Origin of the sequence: Pseudomonas sp. W5-36 (genome assembly GCF_046540455.1) — a bacterium.
GTDB lineage: Bacteria > Pseudomonadota > Gammaproteobacteria > Pseudomonadales > Pseudomonadaceae > Aquipseudomonas > Aquipseudomonas graminis_B.
In genome coordinates, this window is record NZ_JAXCIQ010000004.1 from 444310 (window position 1) to 464884 (window position 20575).

The following is a 20575-nucleotide window of genomic DNA, read 5'->3' on the forward strand; positions in this document are numbered from 1 at the left end:
GCGGCGAGAGCGCCGTCAGGACATGGATGTCCGTTCGGCGCGGGCCCACGGAGCGTCGTCGGAGTGAGGGAATCCCGACGGAGGAGGGACCTAGCCAGGAGCAGGCACCCTTGGTTACTTGGGGTGCTTTTGCAAGTAACTCGCCGAAGGCGAAACCGAGGCCGTTAGGCCGACGCTCTTGATCTTGATCCCCACCGCAGCGATGCAAAACCGTCGGACGACCACAAATCTAAATACTGGCACTCTGATATTTTCAACCTACTGTCAAATGTTGGACCCCTTCTTGCAATAACCCCGATACAACGCTTCGGCGTCAAAAGATTGATTTAACGCGCAGGTGCCCATCGGTGGAACGCTCACAACTCATCTCCCACGCCAGAACCGGATTGATCGGCCTGGGCCGTGGACAACTTGGCGTACCGCTACTGCTCCTCGTCATGCTCGCCATGATGATGCTGCCCATGCCGCCGTTCCTCCTGGACGTCTTCTTCACCTTCAACATCGCCCTGTCCATCGTCGTCCTGCTCGTCTGTATCTACGCCCTGCGGCCCCTCGACTTCTCCGTATTCCCGACCATCCTCCTCGTCGCCACCCTGCTGCGACTGGCCCTCAACGTCGCCTCCACCCGCGTCGTCATGCTCCACGGCCAGGACGGCCACGCCGCCGCCGGTAAAGTCATCCAGGCGTTCGGTGAAGTCGTCATCGGCGGCAACTACGTCGTCGGTATCGTCGTCTTCGCCATCCTCATGATCATCAACTTCGTCGTCGTCACCAAAGGTGCCGGGCGCATCTCCGAAGTGAGCGCGCGCTTCACCCTCGACGCCATGCCCGGCAAACAGATGGCCATCGACGCCGACCTCAACGCCGGCCTCATCGACCAGCCCGAAGCCAAACGCCGTCGCCTCGAAGTCGCCCAGGAAGCCGAGTTCTACGGCTCCATGGACGGTGCCAGCAAATTCGTCCGCGGTGACGCCATCGCCGGCCTGCTCATCCTCTTCATCAACCTCATCGGCGGCATGCTGGTGGGCATCCTGCAACACGGCATGACCTTCGGCGACGCCGGCAAGGTCTACGCGCTGCTGACCATCGGTGACGGTTTGGTGGCGCAATTGCCATCACTGCTGCTGTCCACCGCAGCCGCGATCATGGTGACCCGTGCGTCCGGTTCGGAAGAAATGGGCAAGCTGGTGGGCCGCCAGATGTTCGCCTCCCACAAGGCACTCGCTGTGTCCGCCGGGATCATGATCGTCATGGGCCTGGTCCCGGGCATGCCGCACTTCTCTTTCATCAGCCTCGGCCTGGTCGCCGCCGGCGGCGCGTACCTGCTGTGGAAGAAAGAGAACCAGGTCAAGCTCGCGGCGGTGCAGGAGGTCAAGCGTCAACAAGAGCTGCTGCCATCGCCGACCCGCGCGCAGGAATCCAAGGAGCTGGGCTGGGACGACGTCACCCCGATCGACATGATCGGCCTGGAAGTCGGTTACCGCCTGATTCCGCTGGTGGACCGCAACCAGGGAGGGCAACTGCTGGCGCGGATCAAGGGCGTACGCAAGAAGCTCTCCCAGGAGCTGGGCTTCCTCATGCCGACCGTGCACATTCGCGACAACCTCGACCTGGCGCCCAGCGCCTATCGCCTGACGCTCATGGGCGTGACCCTGGCCGAAGCCGAGATCTACCCCGACCGCGAACTGGCCATCAACCCCGGCCAGGTATTTGGCAGCCTCAACGGCATCACTGCCAAAGACCCGGCGTTTGGCCTGGAGGCCGTGTGGATCGAAATCAGCCAGCGCGCCCAGGCGCAATCCCTCGGTTACACCGTGGTGGACGCCAGTACCGTGGTGGCGACCCACTTGAACCAGATTCTCTACAAGCACTCTCATGAACTGATCGGCCACGAGGAAGTCCAGCAATTGATGACCCTGCTGGCCAAGGGATCGCCAAAACTGGCGGAAGAGCTGGTCCCGGGTGTGCTGTCGCTGTCGGCCCTGCTGAAGGTGCTGCAGGCGCTGCTCGCCGAACAGGTACCGGTTCGCGACATCCGCTCCATCGCCGAGGCTATCGCCAACAACGCTGCGCGTAGTCAAGATACCGCCGCGCTGGTGGCTGCAGTACGGGTCGGATTGTCCCGCGCAATCGTCCAAAGCATTGTCGGCATTGAGCCGGAGCTGCCTGTGATCACCCTTGAACCAAGGTTGGAACAGATATTGCTAAATAGTCTGCAGAAGGCAGGTCAGGGTCAGGAAGAAGGCGTTCTCCTCGAACCGAGCATGGCTGAGAAACTTCAGCGCTCGTTGATTGAAGCGGCGCAGCGTCAGGAGATGCAGGGGCAGCCGGTTATTTTGTTGGTCGCAGGTCCGGTTCGCGCCATGTTGTCCCGCTTTGGACGGTTGGCTGTACCGAATATGCATGTTTTGGCTTACCAGGAAATTCCTGACAATAAGCAAGTCACCATCGTAGCGACTGTCGGGCCTAACGGCTGAGGTAGTGAGTCATGCAAGTTAAGCGTTTTTTCGCCGCCGATATGCGACAAGCCATGAAACTGGTTCGCGATGAGCTGGGCGCTGAAGCCGCCATCATCGGGAATCGGCGGATCGCCGGCGGCGTGGAACTGACCGCGGCCCTGGACTACAAGTTGTCTGCGCTGGCCCCCCGTGTGCCGAACATCGAACTCGAAGAAGAGCTGCGCAAGACTCAGTCGCGCATCGTCACCGCTCAGGCGGAGCTGACCCACCGCAGCGAACTGGACACTGTCGCCAATCGCCAGTTGTTCGTCGGTCTGGCGATGGATGACAGCAAGCAGATCGAACCGACCCTGGAAGAACCGTTTCGCCCGTCGGTCCACGCCGCTGTTGCCGCCGAGCGTGCCGAACGCAACGCCGAGCCTGCCGTCGGCGACCGTGCCTACGAAGCGATGCGCTCCGAATTGAACGGCCTGCGCGAACTGCTGGAAGTCCAGCTGGGCTCGCTGGCCTGGAACCAGCTGCAAGGCAGCCGTCCGCAACAGGCCAACCTGTGGCGCCGTCTGCAGCGTGTCGGCCTCTCCGGCCCACTGTCCCGCGATCTGCTGGCGATGGTCCCGGAATCCGGTGATCAGGCTCACACCTGGCGCATGCTGCTGGCCCATCTGGCCCGCATGATTGCCACGCCGGACATCGAGCCGCTGGAAGAGGGCGGTGTGATTGCCATGGTCGGCCCTGCCGGCATGGGTAAAACCACCACGCTGGCTAAACTGGCGGCCCGATATGTGTTGAAATACGGCGCGCAAAATATCGCGCTGGTGAGCATGGACAGTTTCCGCATTGGCGCTCAGGAACAGCTTAAAACCCTGGGCCGGATCCTCAATGTACCGGTCACCCACGTCGACCCGGGCCAGTCCCTGGCACAGGCGCTGGAGCCGCTGTTGCGCAAGCGCGTGGTGTTGATCGACACCGCCGGCCTGCAAGCCAGCGATCCGGCACTGCGTCTGCAACTGGAAACCCTCGCCGGCCGTGGCATCAAGGCGCGCAACTACCTGGTGCTGGCAACAACCAGCCAGAAGCAGGTGCTGTCAGCGGCTTATCACAGTTACAAACGTTGCGGCCTGGCCGGGTGCATCCTGACCAAGCTCGACGAAACGGCCAGCCTCGGCGAAGTGCTCAGCCTGGCCGTGACACACGAACTGCCTGTGGCCTATCTCACGGATGGCCCACGGATACCGGATGATCTGCATTTGCCGCGTCGGCACCAATTGGTGAGCCGGGCTGTGAGTGTGCAGATGCAGGAGGAGCCTAGCGAGGAAGCGATGGCGGATATGTTTGCGGATCTTTATCACAGCACCGGCAAGCGTGCGGGCTAGGTAGAGAAATGACAGTGGAATTTTCCTGCATCGATGGTCTGCCAGGCATTGTTCAGGCACTGAACGTGCAGCCCGACATGTGGCTTAGGTCTAAGCAAGACAAGGTAAACAATTAACATGGGCAGCATGCATCCCGTACAGGTTATCGCGGTGACCGGTGGCAAAGGTGGCGTAGGCAAGACCAACGTTTCAGTGAATCTTTCACTGGCGCTGGCCGAGCTGGGACGTCGCGTCATGCTGCTGGACGCCGATCTGGGTCTGGCCAACGTCGACGTATTGTTGGGTCTGACCCCCAAGCGCACCCTGGCTGACGTCATCGAAGGGCGGTGCGAGCTGCGCGATGTCCTGCTGCAGGGCCCGGGCGGCGTACGCATCGTGCCGGCGGCATCGGGCACCCAGAGCATGGTCCACCTGACCCCGGCGCAGCATGCCGGGCTGATTCAGGCTTTCAGTGACATCGGCGACAACCTCGATGTGCTGGTCATTGATACGGCCGCCGGCATCGGCGAGTCGGTCGTGAGCTTTGTCCGCGCCGCCCAGGAAGTGCTGCTGGTGGTGTGCGACGAGCCCACGTCGATCACCGACGCCTACGCCCTGATCAAACTGCTCAACCGCGATTACGGCATGAACCGCTTCCGCGTCCTGGCCAACATGGCCCAGAGTCCGCAGGAAGGGCGCAACCTCTTCGCCAAGCTGACGAAAGTCACCGACCGTTTTCTCGACGTGGCCCTGCAGTATGTAGGCGCCGTGCCGTACGACGAATGCGTACGCAAGGCCGTGCAGAAACAGCGCGCCGTGTACGAAGCGTTTCCGCGTTCCAAATGTGCCCTGGCGTTCAAGGCCATCGCGCAGAAAGTCGACACCTGGCCGCTGCCGGCGAACCCGCGCGGTCACCTGGAATTTTTCGTAGAACGCCTCGTGCATCACACCAGCGCAGGGCCCGTCTCATGACAGCAAGTGGCTATCGCATGTACAGCAAATCGTCCAAAGACTCCCAGTATGAGCTGATCGAGCGTTATGCACCGCTGGTCAAACGAATCGCCTACCACTTGCTGGCGCGTCTGCCGGCCAGTGTGCAGGTCGAGGATTTGATTCAGGCGGGCATGATTGGCTTGCTCGAAGTCTCGACCAAATACGACTCCACCAAAGGGGCCAGTTTCGAGACGTACGCGGGTATTCGTATCCGTGGCGCGATGCTCGACGAAGTGCGCAAGGGGGACTGGGCACCGCGCTCGGTCCACCGCAACACGCGCATGGTCAGCGACGCGATTCGTGCAATCGAAGCAAAAACCGGCCGTGACGCTAAAGATCACGAGGTTGCTGCCGAACTTGAATTGAGTCTCGACGATTACTACGGGATTTTGAACGATACCCTGGGCAGCCGCCTGTTCAGTTTCGACGACCTGTTGCAGGACGGCGAACACGAAGGGCTGCACGAGGACGGCGCGAGCCAGTCCCTCGAACCGTCGCGGGATCTGGAAGACGAGCGCTTCCAGGCCGCGCTGGCCGAGGCGATCGCCAACTTGCCCGAACGTGAACGCCTGGTCTTGTCGCTGTACTACGACGAAGAGCTGAACCTCAAGGAAATCGGTGAGGTCCTGGGGGTCAGCGAATCGCGTGTCAGCCAGCTGCACAGTCAATGCGCGGCGCGGCTGCGCGGTCGTCTTGGCGAGTGGCGCGCACGTTCGTGAATCAGGCGCAGGCCATGAGGCCTGCGTGTTTTGCTTGTAAGACCGGCTGTGCAAGACGTGAGCGGGAAGCAAAAGAGACACGGCAGGAGTCGGTCGAACCGGGTCGTAGATGATCCGGTTTCGCTGCGCTCGTTCCGGTCGATTGAAACCCCTTTTCATGTTCGGCACAGACGGTATTGATTGGACGCGCGTTCAGGTGCTGAACGCGTTAAAGACTGCTTGGAGGTCGAATTGGACAAGAACATGAAAATCCTCATCGTTGATGACTTCTCAACGATGCGGCGGATCATAAAAAACCTGTTGCGTGACCTTGGGTTCACCAACACGGCCGAAGCAGATGACGGACTCACCGCATTGCCCATGCTGCAAAGCGGCGCCTTTGACTTCCTCGTCACTGACTGGAACATGCCGGGCATGTCCGGCATCGACCTGTTGCGTCAGGTGCGTGCCGACGAGCGTCTGCGCAGTCTGCCGGTGCTGATGGTGACTGCCGAAGCCAAGCGCGAGCAGATCATCGAAGCCGCTCAGGCCGGTGTGAACGGCTACGTGGTGAAGCCGTTCACCGCGCAAGTGCTCAAAGAAAAAATCGAAAAAATATTTGAGCGCGTCAATAGCTGATGTCCGCTGCGAGGGCGCTATGGATTCCAAAGATTCGACAATGGGTGACTTTGAGTCAACCCTGAAGAAACACGCACAAGAGCTGGTCGCGAGCCTTGAAAAAGGCAAGTTCGGCGACGCCGTGCAACTGATCCATGAGCTTAACCAGACCCGCGACCGCGGCCTGTATCAGGAAGTCGGCAAACTGACGCGCGAGCTGCACAGCGCGATCGTCAACTTCCAGATCGACCCGAACATGCCGCAGGCCGAGGAGGTCTCCCAGATCACCGACGCCACCGAGCGGCTGTCGTACGTGGTCAGGCTGACCGAAAACGCGGCCAACCGGACCATGGACTTGGTGGAGCAGAGCACGCCGTTGATGCACGGGCTCAGTGATGACGCCAAGGCGTTGAGCGCCGATTGGGGACGCTTCATGCGCCGCGAAATCAGCGCCGAAGAGTTCCGTGATCTGGCCCGCCGCGTCGATGTGTTCCTGACCCGCAGCGAGAAAGAGACCACCGAAGTCTCCGCGCATCTGAACGACATTCTGCTGGCTCAGGATTACCAGGACCTCACCGGTCAGGTGATCAAGCGCGTGACCACGCTGGTCACCGAAGTCGAGCGCAATCTGCTCAAGCTGGTGCTCATGGCGAGCCAGGTGGACCGCTTCGCGGGCATCGAGCACGACCAGGAAATGTTCCGTCAGCAAAAAGAACAAGAAAAACTTCACTCCAAGGGTGAAGGTCCGCAGATTCATGCCGATAAACGTGAAGACGTTGTATCCGGACAGGATGATGTTGACGATCTGCTATCCAGCCTCGGATTCTGATTCGGTCATTCTGTCTCGGTCTTCAGGTTTTCTGTGAAAGTGGCTGCTGGACCCGCGCGCCAATGCTTCGACGAAAGCAATGCGCGCAGGCCGTCAGTGCAGCCTCCGGATCGGTTTGACGGTTAATTTTAGGAGCACCCCCCAATGAGCTTCGGCGCCGATGAAGAAATCCTTCAGGATTTTCTGGTAGAGGCCGGCGAGATTCTCGAGCTGTTGTCAGAGCAGTTGGTCGAGCTGGAAAGCCGGCCGGACGATGCGGACCTGCTCAATGCAATTTTTCGCGGTTTTCACACTGTAAAAGGGGGCGCCGGCTTCCTCCAGCTCAATGAGCTGGTTGAATGCTGTCACATCGCCGAGAACGTGTTCGACATCCTGCGCAAGGGTGAACGCCGCGTCGACTCGGAGCTCATGGACGTGGTCCTTGAAGCACTCGACACCGTCAACAGCATGTTCGGTCAAGTGCGCGAGCGCTCCAGCGTTACCCCCGCCACACCTGAATTGCTGGCCGCGCTGGCTCGCCTGGCCGAGCCTGCTTCGCAAGAGGAAGTGGCTGCAGCCCCGGTGGTCGAAGAGCCGGTGGCAGAAGCGCCGTCCGAAGACATCACTGACCTTGAATTCGAACAGCTTCTGGATTCGCTGAACGCCGTCAAGGCCCAAGCGGCGGGCGGTCCTGCACCGGTTGCCTCTGCCCCTGCGGCAGCCGCACCTGTCGCGGCAGCACCGGCGGCAGCGGCTCCCGCTGCACCGGCGGGCGCTGCGGCCAGCGATGAAATCACCGACGCTGAATTCGAATCACTCCTCGATCAGTTGCATGGCAAAGGCCAGTTCGCCGTCGATGCCGTGCAACCGCCGGCGGCCGTGACGCCGTCTGCCGCACCGGCCAGTGACGAAATCACTGACGACGAATTTGAGTCGCTGCTGGATCAGTTGCATGGCAAAGGCTCGTTCTCGCCGGATGCCGTTGGTACTGCTGCTCCTGACGCCGCGGCTCATGCTGCTCCTGCTGCCGCTGCGCCTGCCGCGCCGGTTGCACCTGCGGCCCCGTCGAAAGCGGCGGCCTCGGACGAAATCACCGACAACGAATTCGAAGACCTGCTGGACCAGTTGCACGGCAAAGGCAAGTTCGAACCTGCGGTGGCCGCCGCGGCACCGGCTGCGCCTGCTGCACCGGTTAACAAGCCTGAGCCCGTGGCCAAAGCCGAACCCGCCAAACCGACGCCTGCTGCGGCGGCACCGGCCAAAGCGACGCCTGCCTCTGCGCCTGCTCCGGCGCGTGCTGCTGCTCCGGCGGCCAGCGAAAAACCGCCGGCTGAAGCCGAAACCACCGTGCGCGTCGACACCGCGCGGCTGGACGAAATCATGAACATGGTCGGTGAACTGGTGCTGGTGCGTAACCGCCTGGTGCGCCTGGGCGCCAACAGCGCCGATGAAGCCATGTCCAAGGCCGTGTCCAATCTGGACGTGGTGACTGCTGACCTGCAGACCGCGGTCATGAAGACCCGCATGCAGCCGATCAAGAAGGTGTTCGGTCGCTTCCCGCGACTGGTTCGCGATCTGGCCCGTCAGCTGAAGAAAGAAATCAGCCTTGAACTGGTGGGTGAAGAAACCGACCTGGACAAAAACCTCGTCGAAGCCCTGGCCGACCCGCTGGTCCACTTGGTGCGCAACGCGGTCGACCACGGTATCGAGTCGCCTGAAGAGCGCGAGGCGTCGGGCAAGGCCCGGAACGGTCGTGTGATTCTCTCGGCCGAACAGGAAGGCGATCACATCCTGCTGTCGATTTCCGATGACGGCAAAGGCATGGACCCTGCGGTCCTGCGTGCGATCGCGGTCAAGCGTGGCGTGATGGACAAGGACGCAGCGGATCGCCTCAGCGACACCGACTGCTACAACCTGATCTTCGCACCGGGCTTCTCGACCAAGACCGAGATTTCCGATGTGTCCGGGCGTGGCGTGGGCATGGACGTGGTGAAAACCAAGATCTCCCAGCTCAACGGCTCGATCAACATCCATTCGACCAAGGGCTTGGGCTCGAAGATCGTCATCAAGGTCCCGCTGACCCTGGCGATCATGCCGACGCTGATGGTCATGCTGGGCAATCAGGCCTTCGCGTTCCCGCTGGTCAACGTCAATGAGATCTTCCACCTGGACCTGTCGACCACCAACGTCGTCGACGGTCAGGAGGTGGTCATCGTCCGCGACAAGGCGCTGCCACTGTTCTACCTCAAGCGCTGGCTGGTCAGTTCGGCGGCTCACGAGGAGCAGCGCGAAGGTCACGTGGTGATCCTGTCGGTCGGCACGCAACGCATCGGCTTCGTGGTGGATCAGTTGGTCGGCCAGGAAGAAGTGGTCATCAAGCCGCTGGGCAAGATGCTGCAAGGTACGCCGGGCATGTCGGGCGCCACCATCACCGGTGACGGTCGCATTGCACTGATTCTCGATGTCCCGAGCATGCTCAAGCGCTACGCGGCACGACGGATTGGTTAGGCAGGATCGGCTTAGGCAGGCGGCTTTCGATGTTCTGTAGGACCGGCTTCAGCCGGGAAGAGGGCAGGGTGAACACCCTCGATTTTGTGGTGTGAAACCCGACGCCTTCTCAGTAGGACCGGCTTTAGCCGGGAAAGGGCCGGTATGAACACTGTGGATTTATCGGTGTGAAACCCGACGCCTTCCCGGCTAAAGCCGGTCCTACAAATAGACCCGGTCCTGTTTTAAGCGCGAAAACCGGTCTCACTGGCCTGTCCCGTATCGCCAATGTGACCCAAGCTACGTGATTCAGGGCGCGCCGACCCTCAGGGGTGGCGCGCGCTCTTTGGAGTGTTTATGGCAGTCAAGGTTCTCGTCGTGGACGACTCGGGTTTTTTCCGACGTCGTGTTTCGGAAATTCTCTCTTCAGATCCCACGATTCAGGTGGTCGGTACCGCCACCAATGGCAAGGAAGCCATTGAACAAGCCCTGGCCCTCAAGCCCGACGTGATCACCATGGACTACGAAATGCCGATGATGGATGGCATTACCGCGGTCCGTCACATCATGCAGCGCTGCCCGACCCCGGTGTTGATGTTCTCCTCCCTGACCCACGAAGGCGCCCGAGTCACCCTCGATGCGCTGGACGCTGGCGCCGTGGATTTCCTGCCGAAAAACTTCGAAGACATCTCGCGCAACCCCGAGAAGGTCAAACAGATGCTGTGCGAGAAAGTACACAGCATTTCCCGCAGCAACCGTCGTTTCGGTGGTTACACCAGCACGCCTGCCGCAACGCCGGCAGCGGTACCTTCCGCCTCAACGCCGGCACCGCGCAGCACGTCTGCCGCACCGAGCCCGTCACGTTCGGCGCCAGCCCCTGCGCCTGCACGTACAGCCGCGCCAGCGCCGCAGCATCATGCACCGGCGTCCCATCACCACGCGCCGACGTCGGCTGCGCCCAAGCGCAAAGCCTACAAACTGGTCGCGATCGGCACGTCCACCGGTGGCCCGGTGGCCTTGCAGCGGGTGCTGACCCAACTGCCGGCCAACTTCCCGGCGCCCATCGTGCTGATCCAGCACATGCCGGCCGCGTTCACCAAAGCCTTCGCCGAGCGCCTCGACAAGCTCTGCCGCATCAGCGTTAAAGAAGCCGAGGACGGCGACATCCTGCGTCCCGGTCTGGCACTGCTGGCCCCGGGTGGCAAACAGATGATGGTCGACGGTCGCGGCGCGGTGAAAATCCTGCCGGGCGACGAGCGCCTGAACTACAAGCCGTGCGTCGACATCACCTTCGGCTCGGCGGCGAAGTCCTACAGTGACAAAGTCCTCGCCGTCGTCCTCACCGGGATGGGCGCTGACGGCCGTGAAGGCGCGCGTCTGCTCAAGCAGAGCGGCAGCCAGATCTGGGCGCAGGACGAAGCCAGCTGCGTGATCTACGGCATGCCCATGGCGATCGTCAAAGCCGAACTGGCCGACGCCGTTTACAGCCTCGACGACATCGGGCGCCACCTGGTGGAGGCCTGCAGCTGATGGATGTCTTGACGCTAATAGGGATCATCCTGGCGTTCGTCGCGATCATTGGCGGCAACTTCCTGGAAGGCGGGCATCTGGGCGCCTTGCTCAACGGCCCGGCCGCGCTGATCGTGCTTGGCGGTACGCTGGCGGCCTGCCTGGTGCAGACGCCTATGAGCGCGTTCAAACGGGCGATGCAGATCTTCATCTGGATTCTGTTTCCGCCACGCATCGACCTGGCCGGCGGCATTGATCGCGTCGTGTCCTGGAGTCTCACTGCGCGCAAAGAGGGCCTGCTGGGCCTCGAAGCCGTGGCGGACTCTGAGCCCGATGCCTATTCACGCAAAGGCCTGCAACTGCTGGTCGACGGCGCTGAACCGGCGGCCATTCGCGGCATTCTGGAAGTGGACTTCATCACCCAGGAAAGCCGCGACATTCAGGCCGCGAAGGTCTACGAAAGCATGGGCGGCTATGCGCCCACGATAGGCATCATCGGCGCGGTCATGGGCCTGATCCATGTGATGGGCAACCTGGCCGACCCCAATCAACTGGGCAGCGGTATCGCTGTCGCGTTTATTGCCACCATTTATGGCGTAGCGTCTGCCAACCTGTTTCTTCTGCCGGTGGCGAACAAGCTCAAGGCCGTGGCGATCCGCCAGTCGCGCTACCGCGAAATGCTCCTCGAAGGCCTGCTCTCGATTGCCGAAGGCGAGAACCCGCGCTCGATCGAACTGAAGCTGCAAGGCTTCATGGAGTGATGGACTGATGGCCCGCCGACGTCGCCACGAAGAGCACGAAAATCACGAACGCTGGCTGGTGTCCTACGCGGATTTCATCACCTTGCTGTTCGCTTTTTTCGTGGTCATGTATTCCATCTCGTCGCTGAACGAAGGCAAATACAAGGTGCTCTCCGAGGCGCTGGTCGGGGTCTTCAATGAGCCTGAGCGCAGTGTCAGGCCGATCCCCATCGGCGAGCAGAAACCGCAGACCGTACGACCCGCCGACCCGCTGGTTCAGGACAGCGACCAGACCGACGCCGCCCTGGGTCAGGCTGCGGACGACCCGCTGAAATCGATTGCCGATGACGTCAACGCGGCGTTCGGTGACCTGATCGCTTCCAAGCAGATGACCGTGCGTGGCAACGAGCTGTGGATCGAGATCGAGCTCAATTCCAGCCTGCTGTTCGGCAGCGGCGACGCGATGCCGAGCAATCAGGCGTTCGACCTGATCGACAAGGTCGCGAAAATCATCAATCCGTTCGACAACCCTGTACACGTCGAAGGATTCACCGATAACCAGCCGATCAACACCGGGCAGTTCCCGACCAACTGGGAGCTGTCGTCGGCGCGTTCATCGAGCATCGTGCGCATGCTGGCCATGGACGGGATCAACCCGGCGCGGCTGGCCTCGGTCGGTTACGGCGAATTTCAGCCGCTGACCTCCAACGCCACCGCTGACGGCCGCGCGCGCAACCGCCGCGTGGTGCTGGTGATCTCGCGCAACCTGGACGTGCGCCGCAGCCTCACGGGCTCGGGCACCACGGCCAATGCAAAACCGGATGCTGCGCTACGCCGTGCTGGCACACAAACTGCACCGGTCCCGGCCAAGCCGCCGCAAGGCGTCAAATCTTCGTCATCTGCCCCTTAAACCCGGTCGTCGCTTTGGTCGGGGGGAAAACGAGTACATGAGAGTCTGGGCAGTAGCCAATCAGAAAGGCGGGGTCGGCAAGACCACCACCTCCATCGCTTTAGCCGGCTTGCTGGCAGAGGCGGGCAAGCGCGTGGTCGTGGTGGATCTCGACCCCCATGGCTCGATGACCAGCTATTTCGGGCAAGATCCCGATACGCTGGAACACAGCAGCTTCGACCTGTTCCTCAACAAGGGCGTGGTGCCTGAAGGCTTGCCTGGCCAGTTGCTGCTGCCGACCAGTGACAAACGTATTTCCCTGCTGCCGTCGAGCACCGCGCTGGCCACCCTTGAGCGCCAGTCGCCGGGGCAGAGCGGCTTGGGGCTGGTGATTGCCAAGAGTCTGGCGCAGCTGTGGCAGGACTTCGATTACGCGATCATCGACAGCCCGCCGTTGCTTGGCGTGTTGATGGTCAACGCCCTGGCGGCGAGCCAGCAACTGGCGATCCCGGTGCAGACTGAATTCCTGGCGGTGAAGGGCCTGGAGCGCATGGTCAATACGCTGGCGATGATTAATCGTTCGCGCAAGGTGCCGCTGCCGTACACCATCGTCCCGACGCTGTTCGACCGCCGCACCCAGGCGTCGATGAGCACCCTCAAGCTGCTGCGTGACAGTTACCCGGACCACGTCTGGAATGCATTCATTCCGGTGGACACGCGGTTGCGCGATGCCAGCCGCGCCGGCGTGACGCCTTCGCAGTTCGACAACAAGAGCCGTGGCGTGCTGGCCTACCGCGCGTTGCTCAAACACATGCTCACCGAACAGCTTGTCGGGCAGGTGGCCTGAGTGTCCGCTGATCATTATTTGTCGAGCGGCGCGTCTGCACGCTCAAGTCCATCGGCTATGCAGCCGATATCTGTTTCAGGCGGCAATCGCATCACTACTTTTCGGGCTCCCGTATGAACCGCCCCCTGGACATCGCTACACGACCACAACTGGCGCTGCAGAACTACCTGGACGCGTTGCTGTTTGACGCGACCGAGGAGTTGCAGGTCGTCGAGTCCGTCGATGAATTTCAAGCGGCCGTGCTCGAAGAGCAGGCCCATGACGCACGCATGCGTTCCGCGGTAGCGGCGGCGGTGGCTGCCGCGTTGCCCCCTGCGCTGCCTGCCTCCCAGCCTGCTCCGATGAGCCGGCCTGCGCCGGTATCGCTGGCCTATACGGCTCAGCCTGAACCGGTCGCCGCGCGGGTGATGGAACGACCAGTGGTGCTGCCACCGGTGATTCTGCCGCCGGTTATCATGCCGGAGGTCGAGCCTGCGGTTGAGAGCCCGGCCCTTGAGGCCCGGGTGGTGGAAGAACCACCAGTGGCCCTGGTCGAGCCGGTGGTTGACGTGCATCTGTCTGCCCAGCGCACACCGACGCCTCCGCCCACCGGCGATGAGCGCCCGGCCTGGGCTGCCGAGCCGTTCGAATGCCTGCTGTTCGACGTCGCCGGTCTGACCCTCGCGGTGCCGCTGGTGTGTCTGGGTTCGATTTACCCACTGGCGGGCCATGATCTGACGCCGCTGTTCGGCCAGCCGGACTGGTTCCTCGGGATCCTGCCCAGCCAGGCGGGCAACCTGAAGGTACTGGACACCGCGCGCTGGATCATGCCGGACCGGTACCGCGATGATTTTCGTCAGGGCCTGCAATACGTGATCTCGGTTCAGGGCTATGAATGGGGGCTGGCCGTGCACCAGGTCAGCCGCTCGTTGCGCCTGGACCCCAATGAAATCAAATGGCGCACCCACCGTGGTCAGCGGCCCTGGCTTGCCGGGACGGTGATCGAGCACATGTGTGCGCTGCTGGACGTTTCCGAGCTGGCCGAGCTGATCGCCAGTGGCGCGGTCAAGCACATGCACACGCGCAAATAGCATCAGTCATCACGCACATCACATAAACACAGGCCGGCGTACGAATCGTCGACCGCACGGCACAACACGCAAGGGGTTAGGGGTATGAAGAAGTCGTCAGCACAGGGTTCCGAAGATCCGATTCTGCAATGGGTCACCTTCCGCCTGGACAACGAGTCGTATGGCATCAACGTGATGCAGGTTCAGGAAGTGCTGCGCTACACCGAGATCGCACCGGTCCCGGGCGCGCCAAGCTACGTGCTGGGGATCATCAACCTGCGCGGCAACGTCGTCACTGTCATCGACACCCGTCAGCGCTTTGGTCTGCCGCCGGTTGAAGTCAGCGACAACACGCGTATCGTGATCATCGAGGCCGACAAGCAAGTGGTCGGGATCCTGGTCGATAGCGTGGCTGAAGTGGTTTACCTGCGTCAGTCGGAAGTCGAAACCGCGCCGAACGTGGGCAACGACGAATCCGCCAAATTCATCCAGGGCGTGTGCAACAAGAACGGCGAACTGCTGATCCTCGTCGAACTGGACAAGATGATGTCCGAGGAAGAGTGGTCCGAGCTGGAGAACATCTGATTGATTCTTGATGTAGCGGTCATTTTTCTGGCGGTGTTGTGGGTCGCGAGCGTCGCGATGTTCATGGCCCACACCAAACGCTTGCGCACGCTGGCCGTGCAGCAGCTGGAAGCGGATTCGCTGCGTGATCAGCGCATCCGTGAGCTGGCCCGGCGCCTGGAAAATTACCAGGGTGGCACGGTGAAAATGGGTGAGGAACTGCACGAGTTGCGTTCCATCATCGCGCTGCTGCCGGACAAGATCACTGCCCTCGAGCAGCGCGATCCTTCCACGCTGTCCTTCGCCCAGGCCGCCCGCCTGGTCGGGATGGGCGCCAGCATCGACGAGCTCACCCAATCCTGCGGCCTGACCCAGGCCGAAGCGCAGCTGATGACCAAGATGCATGGCGGCAATCGGGGCGCCTGAATGGCGGGAAACCGCGGGTTCCGGGTGCTGCGACTGACGCCTTCCCGGCTGAAGCCGCTCCTGCCGGGTACGCGGTTTTTAGTGGGACCGGCTTTAGCCGGAAAGGCGTCCGTTAAGGCGCCGTGCATATTTCAACGCGGCGTGACATCCCGCTCCACCGGCCCTGCATTCGGGTCAAAGCCCACCGGAAACTTGCCTTTCAAGTGCCAGGCAAACGCGATGATTTCCGCGATGGTCAGGTACAGCTCCTGAGGAATGCTGTCGCCCAGTTCCAGGCGGGCGAGCATTTTCACCAGTTCGGCGTTTTCGTAGATCGGCACCTTGTACTCCCTGGCAATCGCCAGAATGGCTTCCGCCAGGGTGTCGTCGCCCTTGGCCGTCAGCGTCGGGGCCTGGTGGCCGTCGTAGCTGAGGGCAATGGCCTGACGCGGTGTCTGCTCGGGTCTGCTCATCAGGCGTTCTCGTCGATCCAGCGTTGTTCGAGCACGGCGCGTGGCCCCTGGGGCGGTACGCCGCGATTGCATTCCAGTTCCTTGACGTTCAGACCGCATGCCACCAGGCGCGCGCGCAGATTGCCCAGCTCGCTGGAAATCAGCTCGGCGCTGCCTTCGCGTTCAGCCCATAACTGGCTGGCGATGCTGCCGGCAATCAGTTGCGCCTGCACGTGCAACGGGCCGAGAGGTTCCAGATCGAACGCCAACTCCAGCCGCCAGAGTTTTTCTCGCTCCCTGGCTTCCTGCGCCGGCGCATCGGCATGCTCGTCGCGCTCGGGCGTCTCCTCGCGCTGAACCTTGACCTGCAACGGCACGATGTCGTGGGCGTTGCGCATCGGGATCTCCAGCTGCCAGGTGGTCACCTGGGTGCCGTCGGCATGGGTGCGGGTTTGCTCCAGGCCACCCAACTGATGGCTCTGCAGCCGCGATATCGCCCCCGCCGCCAGTTTCAACAGCATCTCCAGGTCGTCTTTGTTTTCCGGATGGCCGAGGGTGCGCGGTGGTAATGGGAAGTTGATCGTTTCGCTCGGCGGCGCCACCAGCCCCAAAGTGCCAAAGGCGCTGCGCAACACGCTGGGCATCGCCCGCGCCAGGGTGTTGCCGGCGGCGGCAGCGCTGTAACTGACGCTGTCCGGCAGGCCCGGCAGAATTTGCGTGATCAGGCGCAGCAGGTTGGCTTTCATGTCCGGCACCAGCGTCGGGTTCTGCCCGGCCAGCAAACGCGGTTCCATGAACAGGCCGCTGGCATTCAGCGCCTGGGCCACGCCCTTGGCAGTGGTCATCTGTGGGACGTCCGGCAGATCGGCCAACAGTTGCTCGATGCTGGCCCGCAGTGACGGCGAAAGGTTGTCGCCATCGGCCGGTGGCGGCAGGTTCTGCAGGGAGGTGATCAGGCCCTGCAGCGAGCCCTGGCGGCTTTGTTGTGTCGACAACTGCTGCGCCAGGGCCAGTTCATCCAGACGATTGGGCAGGGCGACGAAATTCAGCGCCTGACTGTTCTGCACCTGGGCGCTGAGCAGACTGCCGACCCGCAACGGCTGCGGGCTGTCGACGGTCAGGCTGGTGCCGGCCAGGGCCGTGTTGAGCAGGATGACGATGGAGCGGTAATTCGCCGGCTGCGCCCCGCCCGACGATTGCCCGGGGTATTGCCCCGCCAACTGAGCGACATTCTGTGCCGCCACCTGAGTGGTCAGCACTTTGCCCTGCACCAGCGTGCCAGCAGGCAATTGCCGCGTGTCGATGCTGGTCAGGCTGTTGGTGGCGGCTTTCTGCAGGTCCTGCACGCTGATGGTCAGGGTGTCGGCCGAGCCCTGGGCGACGTTGACGCTGGTGCCCGGCGTCAGCGGCAGCGAACTGCTGACGGGCAGGGTGGTTTGCCGGCCGTTGTCCATGGTCAGTTTGAGCAAGAGCTGAAAGTCCTGCCCCAGTTGCTTGAGGCTCACCACTTCAGCGCTGGCCACCTGACCTGAGGACAACAGCCCTTCGCGCGGCTCCATCAGCTTGAGCACTTCGCCCGCCGGCACACCTGCGCGCAGCAAGGCCGTGGCCACGTTTACTGGAGAAAGATTGGGTATATCGCCTGTCATCAGATCCCGACTCGGTGAATTTGCGCTCTGGGTGGCGGGCCCGGGTATGTATAATCCGGCACCGACTGCGTCGGCGGTCCACCGTTAAGCTGCACCAGTATAACGGCCGTCATGATCCCGACTTGAACCGCCGTGCCGCTGCTACCGAAAAGAAGGTCCCGATGCCGATCCCCGTTCTTGAAGCCGTGGCGCTGACTTGCGAGCGTGACTGGCGCCTGCTGTTCGAGCATTTCGAATTGCGGCTGAGCGCGGGCGACATGCTGCAGATCAGCGGCCCCAACGGCAGCGGCAAGACCAGCCTGCTGCGCCTGTTGTGCGGACTGATGCAGCCCACCGCCGGCGATGTGCTCCTCGACGGCAAGCCCCTTGCCAGCCAGCGTAGCGAACTGACCCGCCACCTGCTGTGGATCGGCCACGCCGCCGGCATCAAAGACGTGCTCACACCCCTGGAGAACCTCGCCTGGCTCTGCGCGCTGCACACCCCCGTGGCGGCCGCCGAGATCTGGCGCGCCCTCGAAGCGGTCGGACTGCGCGGGTTTGAAGACGTGCCGTGCCACACCTTGTCGGCCGGCCAGCGCCGTCGGGTGGCACTGGCCCGCCTGTATTTGCCGGGCCCCGGCCTGTGGATGCTTGACGAGCCCTTCACGGCGCTGGACAAGCAGGGTGTCGCCCAGCTGGAAGCGCACCTGGCCGCTCACTGTGAAAAGGGCGGCGCCGTGGTCCTGACCACTCACCACACGCTGAGTCGCACCCCCTCGGGTTATCGCGAGCTGGACCTGGGGCAGTGGGCGGCATGAGTCACGTGTTCACCCTGTTGATCACCCGCGAAGCGCGCCTGCTGTTTCGGCGCCCGGCCGAACTGCTCAACCCGCTGGTGTTCTTCGCCATCGTCATCGCCCTGTTTCCCCTGGCCGTCGGCCCTGACACGCAACTGCTGCAGCGGCTGTCGCCGGGGTTGATGTGGGTGGCCGCGCTGTTGTCCGTGCTGCTGTCACTGGACGGCCTGTTTCGCAATGATTTCGAAGACGGCTCCCTCGAACAATGGGTGCTGTCGTCGCAACCGCTGGCGCTGCTGGTGCTGGCGAAGGTGCTGGCGCACTGGGCGTTTTCCGGGCTGGCACTGGTTCTGCTGTCCCCGCTTCTGGCACTGATGCTCGGCCTGCCCACCGCGTGTTTGCCGGTGCTGCTGCTGTCGCTGTTGCTGGGCACGCCGGTGTTGAGCCTGCTTGGCGCGGTGGGCGCGGCCTTGACCGTAGGGCTCAAGCGCGGCGGTCTGCTGTTGGCGCTGTTGATTCTGCCGCTGTACATCCCGGTGCTGATTCTCGGCAGCGGCGCCTTGCAGGCTGCCCTTGAGGGCATGCCCGCGACCGGTTATCTGCTTTGGCTTGGCAGCCTCACCGCACTGGCGGTAACCCTGACGCCCTTTGCAATTGCCGCTGGTTTGAAGATCAGCGTTGGCGAATAATCGCACCCTGACCGAGCGGACAGTTTTTCCGTCGGCAGGTCACGGACGCTTCAGCCATAAGAAGCGCCTTGCCCTGACAGCAACTCGTGCTGAGACGCACCGTTATAAAGAGCACCGTGATGAAAAGGCAGCGTGATGAACACAAGCGCCAAGGCTAAAGGCGGCATGAGTTGGGCCTGGTTCCATAAACTCGGTTCGCCCAAATGGTTTTACGGCATCAGCGGCCGCCTGCTGCCGTGGCTGAGCATCGCTGCGGCGCTGTTGATCGGCATTGGCGTGGTCTGGGGCCTGGCGTTCGCGCCCCCGGACTATCAGCAAGGCAACAGTTTTCGCATTATCTATATCCACGTGCCGGCGGCGATGCTGGCCCAGTCCTGCTACGTGATGATGGCGGTGTGCGGCGTGGTCGGGCTGGTCTGGAAGATGAAGATGGCCGACGTCGCCCTGCAATGCGCGGCGCCCATCGGTGCGTGGATGACCGCCCTGGCGCTGGTGACCGGCGCGATCTGGGGCAAGCCGACGTGGGGTTCGTGGTGGGTCTGGGACGCGCGGCTGACGTCGATGCTGATTCTGCTGTTTCTGTATTTCGGCCTGATCGCGCTGGGTAACGCGATCACCAACCGCGACAGCGCCGCCAAAGCCTGCGCCGTGCTGGCGATTGTCGGCGTGATCAACATTCCGATCATCAAGTACTCGGTGGAGTGGTGGAGCACCCTGCACCAGGGCGCGACCTTCAGCCTGACGGAAAAGCCTGCCATGCCCGCTGAAATGTGGCTGCCCCTGCTGTTCACCGTGCTGGGGTTTTACTGCTTCTTCGGGGCGGTGCTGCTGATGCGCATGCGCCTGGACGTGCTCAAGCGCGAGGCCCGCGCCGGTTGGGTCAAGGACGTGTTAGTGAAAAGCCTTGGCGACCAAGCACCTTCTCGCCACGGAGCCGAACGATGAGCTTCGAGTCTTTCAGTGATTTTCTCGCCATGGGCAAGCACGGGCTGTATGTCTGGTCGGCCTATGGCATCTGTTTCACCGTGCTGGCGATCAATGTCCTGGCACCGGTTTTCGCGCGTCGGCGTTACCTGCAACAAGAGGCGCGCCGTCTGCGCCGGGAGAGCATTACGTGAATCCGCTGCGAAAAAAGCGCCTGTTGATGATCCTGGCGATCCTCGCCGGGGTCGGCATCGCGGTCAGCCTTGCACTCAGCGCGCTGAAGGAAAACATCAACCTGTTCTACACCCCGACTCAGATCGCCAGCGGCGAAGCGCCCCGTGACACGCGGATTCGCGCCGGCGGCATGGTGGTCCAGGGCTCGCTGCAGCGCTCGCCGGATTCGTTGGATGTCACGTTTGCCGTCACCGATTTCAACAAGTCGGTGCCCATCACCTATCGCGGCATCCTGCCGGACCTGTTCCGTGAAGGGCAGGGGATCGTTGCTCTGGGCAAGCTCAATGGCGACGGAGTGGTCGTTGCCGATGAAGTGCTGGCCAAACACGACGAGAAATACATGCCGCCGGAAGTCGCGAAAGCGCTGAAAGACAGCGGCCAGCCCGCACCCGCCGCCACGCCCGCCGCTCTCCCGGACAAACAGGGGTAAACG

The 20575-nt window shown here is 62.4% G+C and carries 21 protein-coding genes; 19 read left to right on the forward strand and 2 right to left on the reverse strand.

The window, feature by feature from the left end; genetic code table 11:
* The first annotated feature begins 347 nt into the window (after positions 1–347).
* The 14 genes from flhA (at position 348) to SLW74_RS10360 (ending at position 15439) form a co-directional block, all read left to right on the forward strand.
* Positions 348–2477, forward strand: a complete 2130-nt coding sequence (flhA, locus tag SLW74_RS10295; protein WP_065987309.1) for a flagellar biosynthesis protein FlhA — start codon at positions 348–350, stop codon at positions 2475–2477.
* 11 nt (positions 2478–2488) lie between these two features.
* Positions 2489–3832: a flagellar biosynthesis protein FlhF gene (gene flhF / locus SLW74_RS10300; protein WP_065987310.1), complete on the forward strand. Its 1344-nt coding sequence runs from the start codon at positions 2489–2491 to the stop codon at positions 3830–3832.
* A gap of 117 nt (positions 3833–3949) precedes the next feature.
* The gene (gene fleN, locus SLW74_RS10305) at positions 3950–4783 is read left to right on the forward strand and encodes a flagellar synthesis regulator FleN (protein WP_037011520.1); all 834 of its coding nucleotides are present in this window, start codon (positions 3950–3952) and stop codon (positions 4781–4783) included.
* Complete coding sequence (gene fliA / locus SLW74_RS10310; RefSeq protein ID WP_065987311.1) at positions 4780–5523, forward strand: RNA polymerase sigma factor FliA; 744 nt, start codon at positions 4780–4782, stop codon at positions 5521–5523. The genes fleN and fliA overlap by 4 nt, the downstream gene beginning before the upstream one ends.
* Positions 5524–5766: 243 nt before the next feature.
* On the forward strand, positions 5767–6141 hold the full coding sequence (locus tag SLW74_RS10315; protein WP_172612850.1) for a chemotaxis response regulator CheY: 375 nt from the start codon (positions 5767–5769) through the stop codon (positions 6139–6141).
* Between the two features lie 19 nt (positions 6142–6160).
* Positions 6161–6949: a protein phosphatase CheZ gene (locus SLW74_RS10320; RefSeq protein ID WP_065987312.1), complete on the forward strand. Its 789-nt coding sequence runs from the start codon at positions 6161–6163 to the stop codon at positions 6947–6949.
* A gap of 144 nt (positions 6950–7093) precedes the next feature.
* Positions 7094–9436, forward strand: a complete 2343-nt coding sequence (locus SLW74_RS10325; RefSeq protein WP_065987313.1) for a chemotaxis protein CheA — start codon at positions 7094–7096, stop codon at positions 9434–9436.
* Positions 9437–9772: 336 nt separating this feature from the next.
* Positions 9773–10945, forward strand: a complete 1173-nt coding sequence (locus tag SLW74_RS10330) for a chemotaxis response regulator protein-glutamate methylesterase (RefSeq protein ID WP_065987314.1) — start codon at positions 9773–9775, stop codon at positions 10943–10945.
* Complete coding sequence (locus SLW74_RS10335; protein WP_065987315.1) at positions 10945–11685, forward strand: flagellar motor protein; 741 nt, start codon at positions 10945–10947, stop codon at positions 11683–11685. The genes SLW74_RS10330 and SLW74_RS10335 overlap by 1 nt, the downstream gene beginning before the upstream one ends.
* 7 nt (positions 11686–11692) lie before the next feature.
* A complete protein-coding gene (gene motD, locus SLW74_RS10340; RefSeq protein ID WP_410928783.1) occupies positions 11693–12574 on the forward strand; it encodes a flagellar motor protein MotD in 882 nt (293 codons plus the stop codon).
* A 37-nt stretch (positions 12575–12611) separates the two neighbouring features.
* On the forward strand, positions 12612–13400 hold the full coding sequence (locus SLW74_RS10345; protein ID WP_065987317.1) for a ParA family protein: 789 nt from the start codon (positions 12612–12614) through the stop codon (positions 13398–13400).
* Positions 13401–13513: 113 nt separating this feature from the next.
* Positions 13514–14470 carry a chemotaxis protein CheW gene (locus SLW74_RS10350; protein ID WP_410928784.1) on the forward strand — a complete coding sequence of 319 codons (957 nt, stop codon included), beginning with the start codon at positions 13514–13516 and terminating at the stop codon, positions 14468–14470.
* Positions 14471–14554: 84 nt separating this feature from the next.
* Complete coding sequence (locus tag SLW74_RS10355; protein WP_065987319.1) at positions 14555–15034, forward strand: chemotaxis protein CheW; 480 nt, start codon at positions 14555–14557, stop codon at positions 15032–15034.
* Positions 15035–15439: a DUF2802 domain-containing protein gene (locus SLW74_RS10360; protein WP_065987320.1), complete on the forward strand. Its 405-nt coding sequence runs from the start codon at positions 15035–15037 to the stop codon at positions 15437–15439.
* A gap of 131 nt (positions 15440–15570) precedes the next feature.
* Here the strand turns inward: SLW74_RS10360 and SLW74_RS10365 are convergent, their stop codons facing one another.
* On the reverse strand, positions 15571–15891 hold the full coding sequence (locus SLW74_RS10365) for an EscU/YscU/HrcU family type III secretion system export apparatus switch protein (RefSeq protein ID WP_410928785.1): 321 nt from the start codon (positions 15889–15891) through the stop codon (positions 15571–15573).
* Entirely contained in the window at positions 15891–17519 is a 1629-nt protein-coding gene (locus tag SLW74_RS10370; RefSeq protein WP_410928786.1) for a flagellar hook-length control protein FliK, read from the reverse strand. Before SLW74_RS10370 ends, SLW74_RS10365 begins: the two co-directional genes overlap by 1 nt.
* 161 nt (positions 17520–17680) lie before the next feature.
* Between SLW74_RS10370 and ccmA the strand changes: the two genes are divergently transcribed.
* From ccmA to ccmE, 5 genes are all read left to right on the forward strand, one after another.
* A complete protein-coding gene (gene ccmA / locus SLW74_RS10375; RefSeq protein WP_410928787.1) occupies positions 17681–18316 on the forward strand; it encodes a cytochrome c biogenesis heme-transporting ATPase CcmA in 636 nt (211 codons plus the stop codon).
* On the forward strand, positions 18313–18984 hold the full coding sequence (gene ccmB / locus SLW74_RS10380; RefSeq protein WP_410928788.1) for a heme exporter protein CcmB: 672 nt from the start codon (positions 18313–18315) through the stop codon (positions 18982–18984). The genes ccmA and ccmB overlap by 4 nt, the downstream gene beginning before the upstream one ends.
* A 165-nt stretch (positions 18985–19149) precedes the next feature.
* Entirely contained in the window at positions 19150–19929 is a 780-nt protein-coding gene (locus tag SLW74_RS10385) for a heme ABC transporter permease (RefSeq protein ID WP_410928822.1), read from the forward strand.
* Complete coding sequence (gene ccmD, locus SLW74_RS10390) at positions 19926–20102, forward strand: heme exporter protein CcmD (RefSeq protein WP_065987324.1); 177 nt, start codon at positions 19926–19928, stop codon at positions 20100–20102. Before SLW74_RS10385 ends, ccmD begins: the two co-directional genes overlap by 4 nt.
* On the forward strand, positions 20099–20572 hold the full coding sequence (ccmE, locus tag SLW74_RS10395) for a cytochrome c maturation protein CcmE (RefSeq protein WP_410928789.1): 474 nt from the start codon (positions 20099–20101) through the stop codon (positions 20570–20572). Before ccmD ends, ccmE begins: the two co-directional genes overlap by 4 nt.
* Positions 20573–20575: the final 3 nt, after the last annotated feature.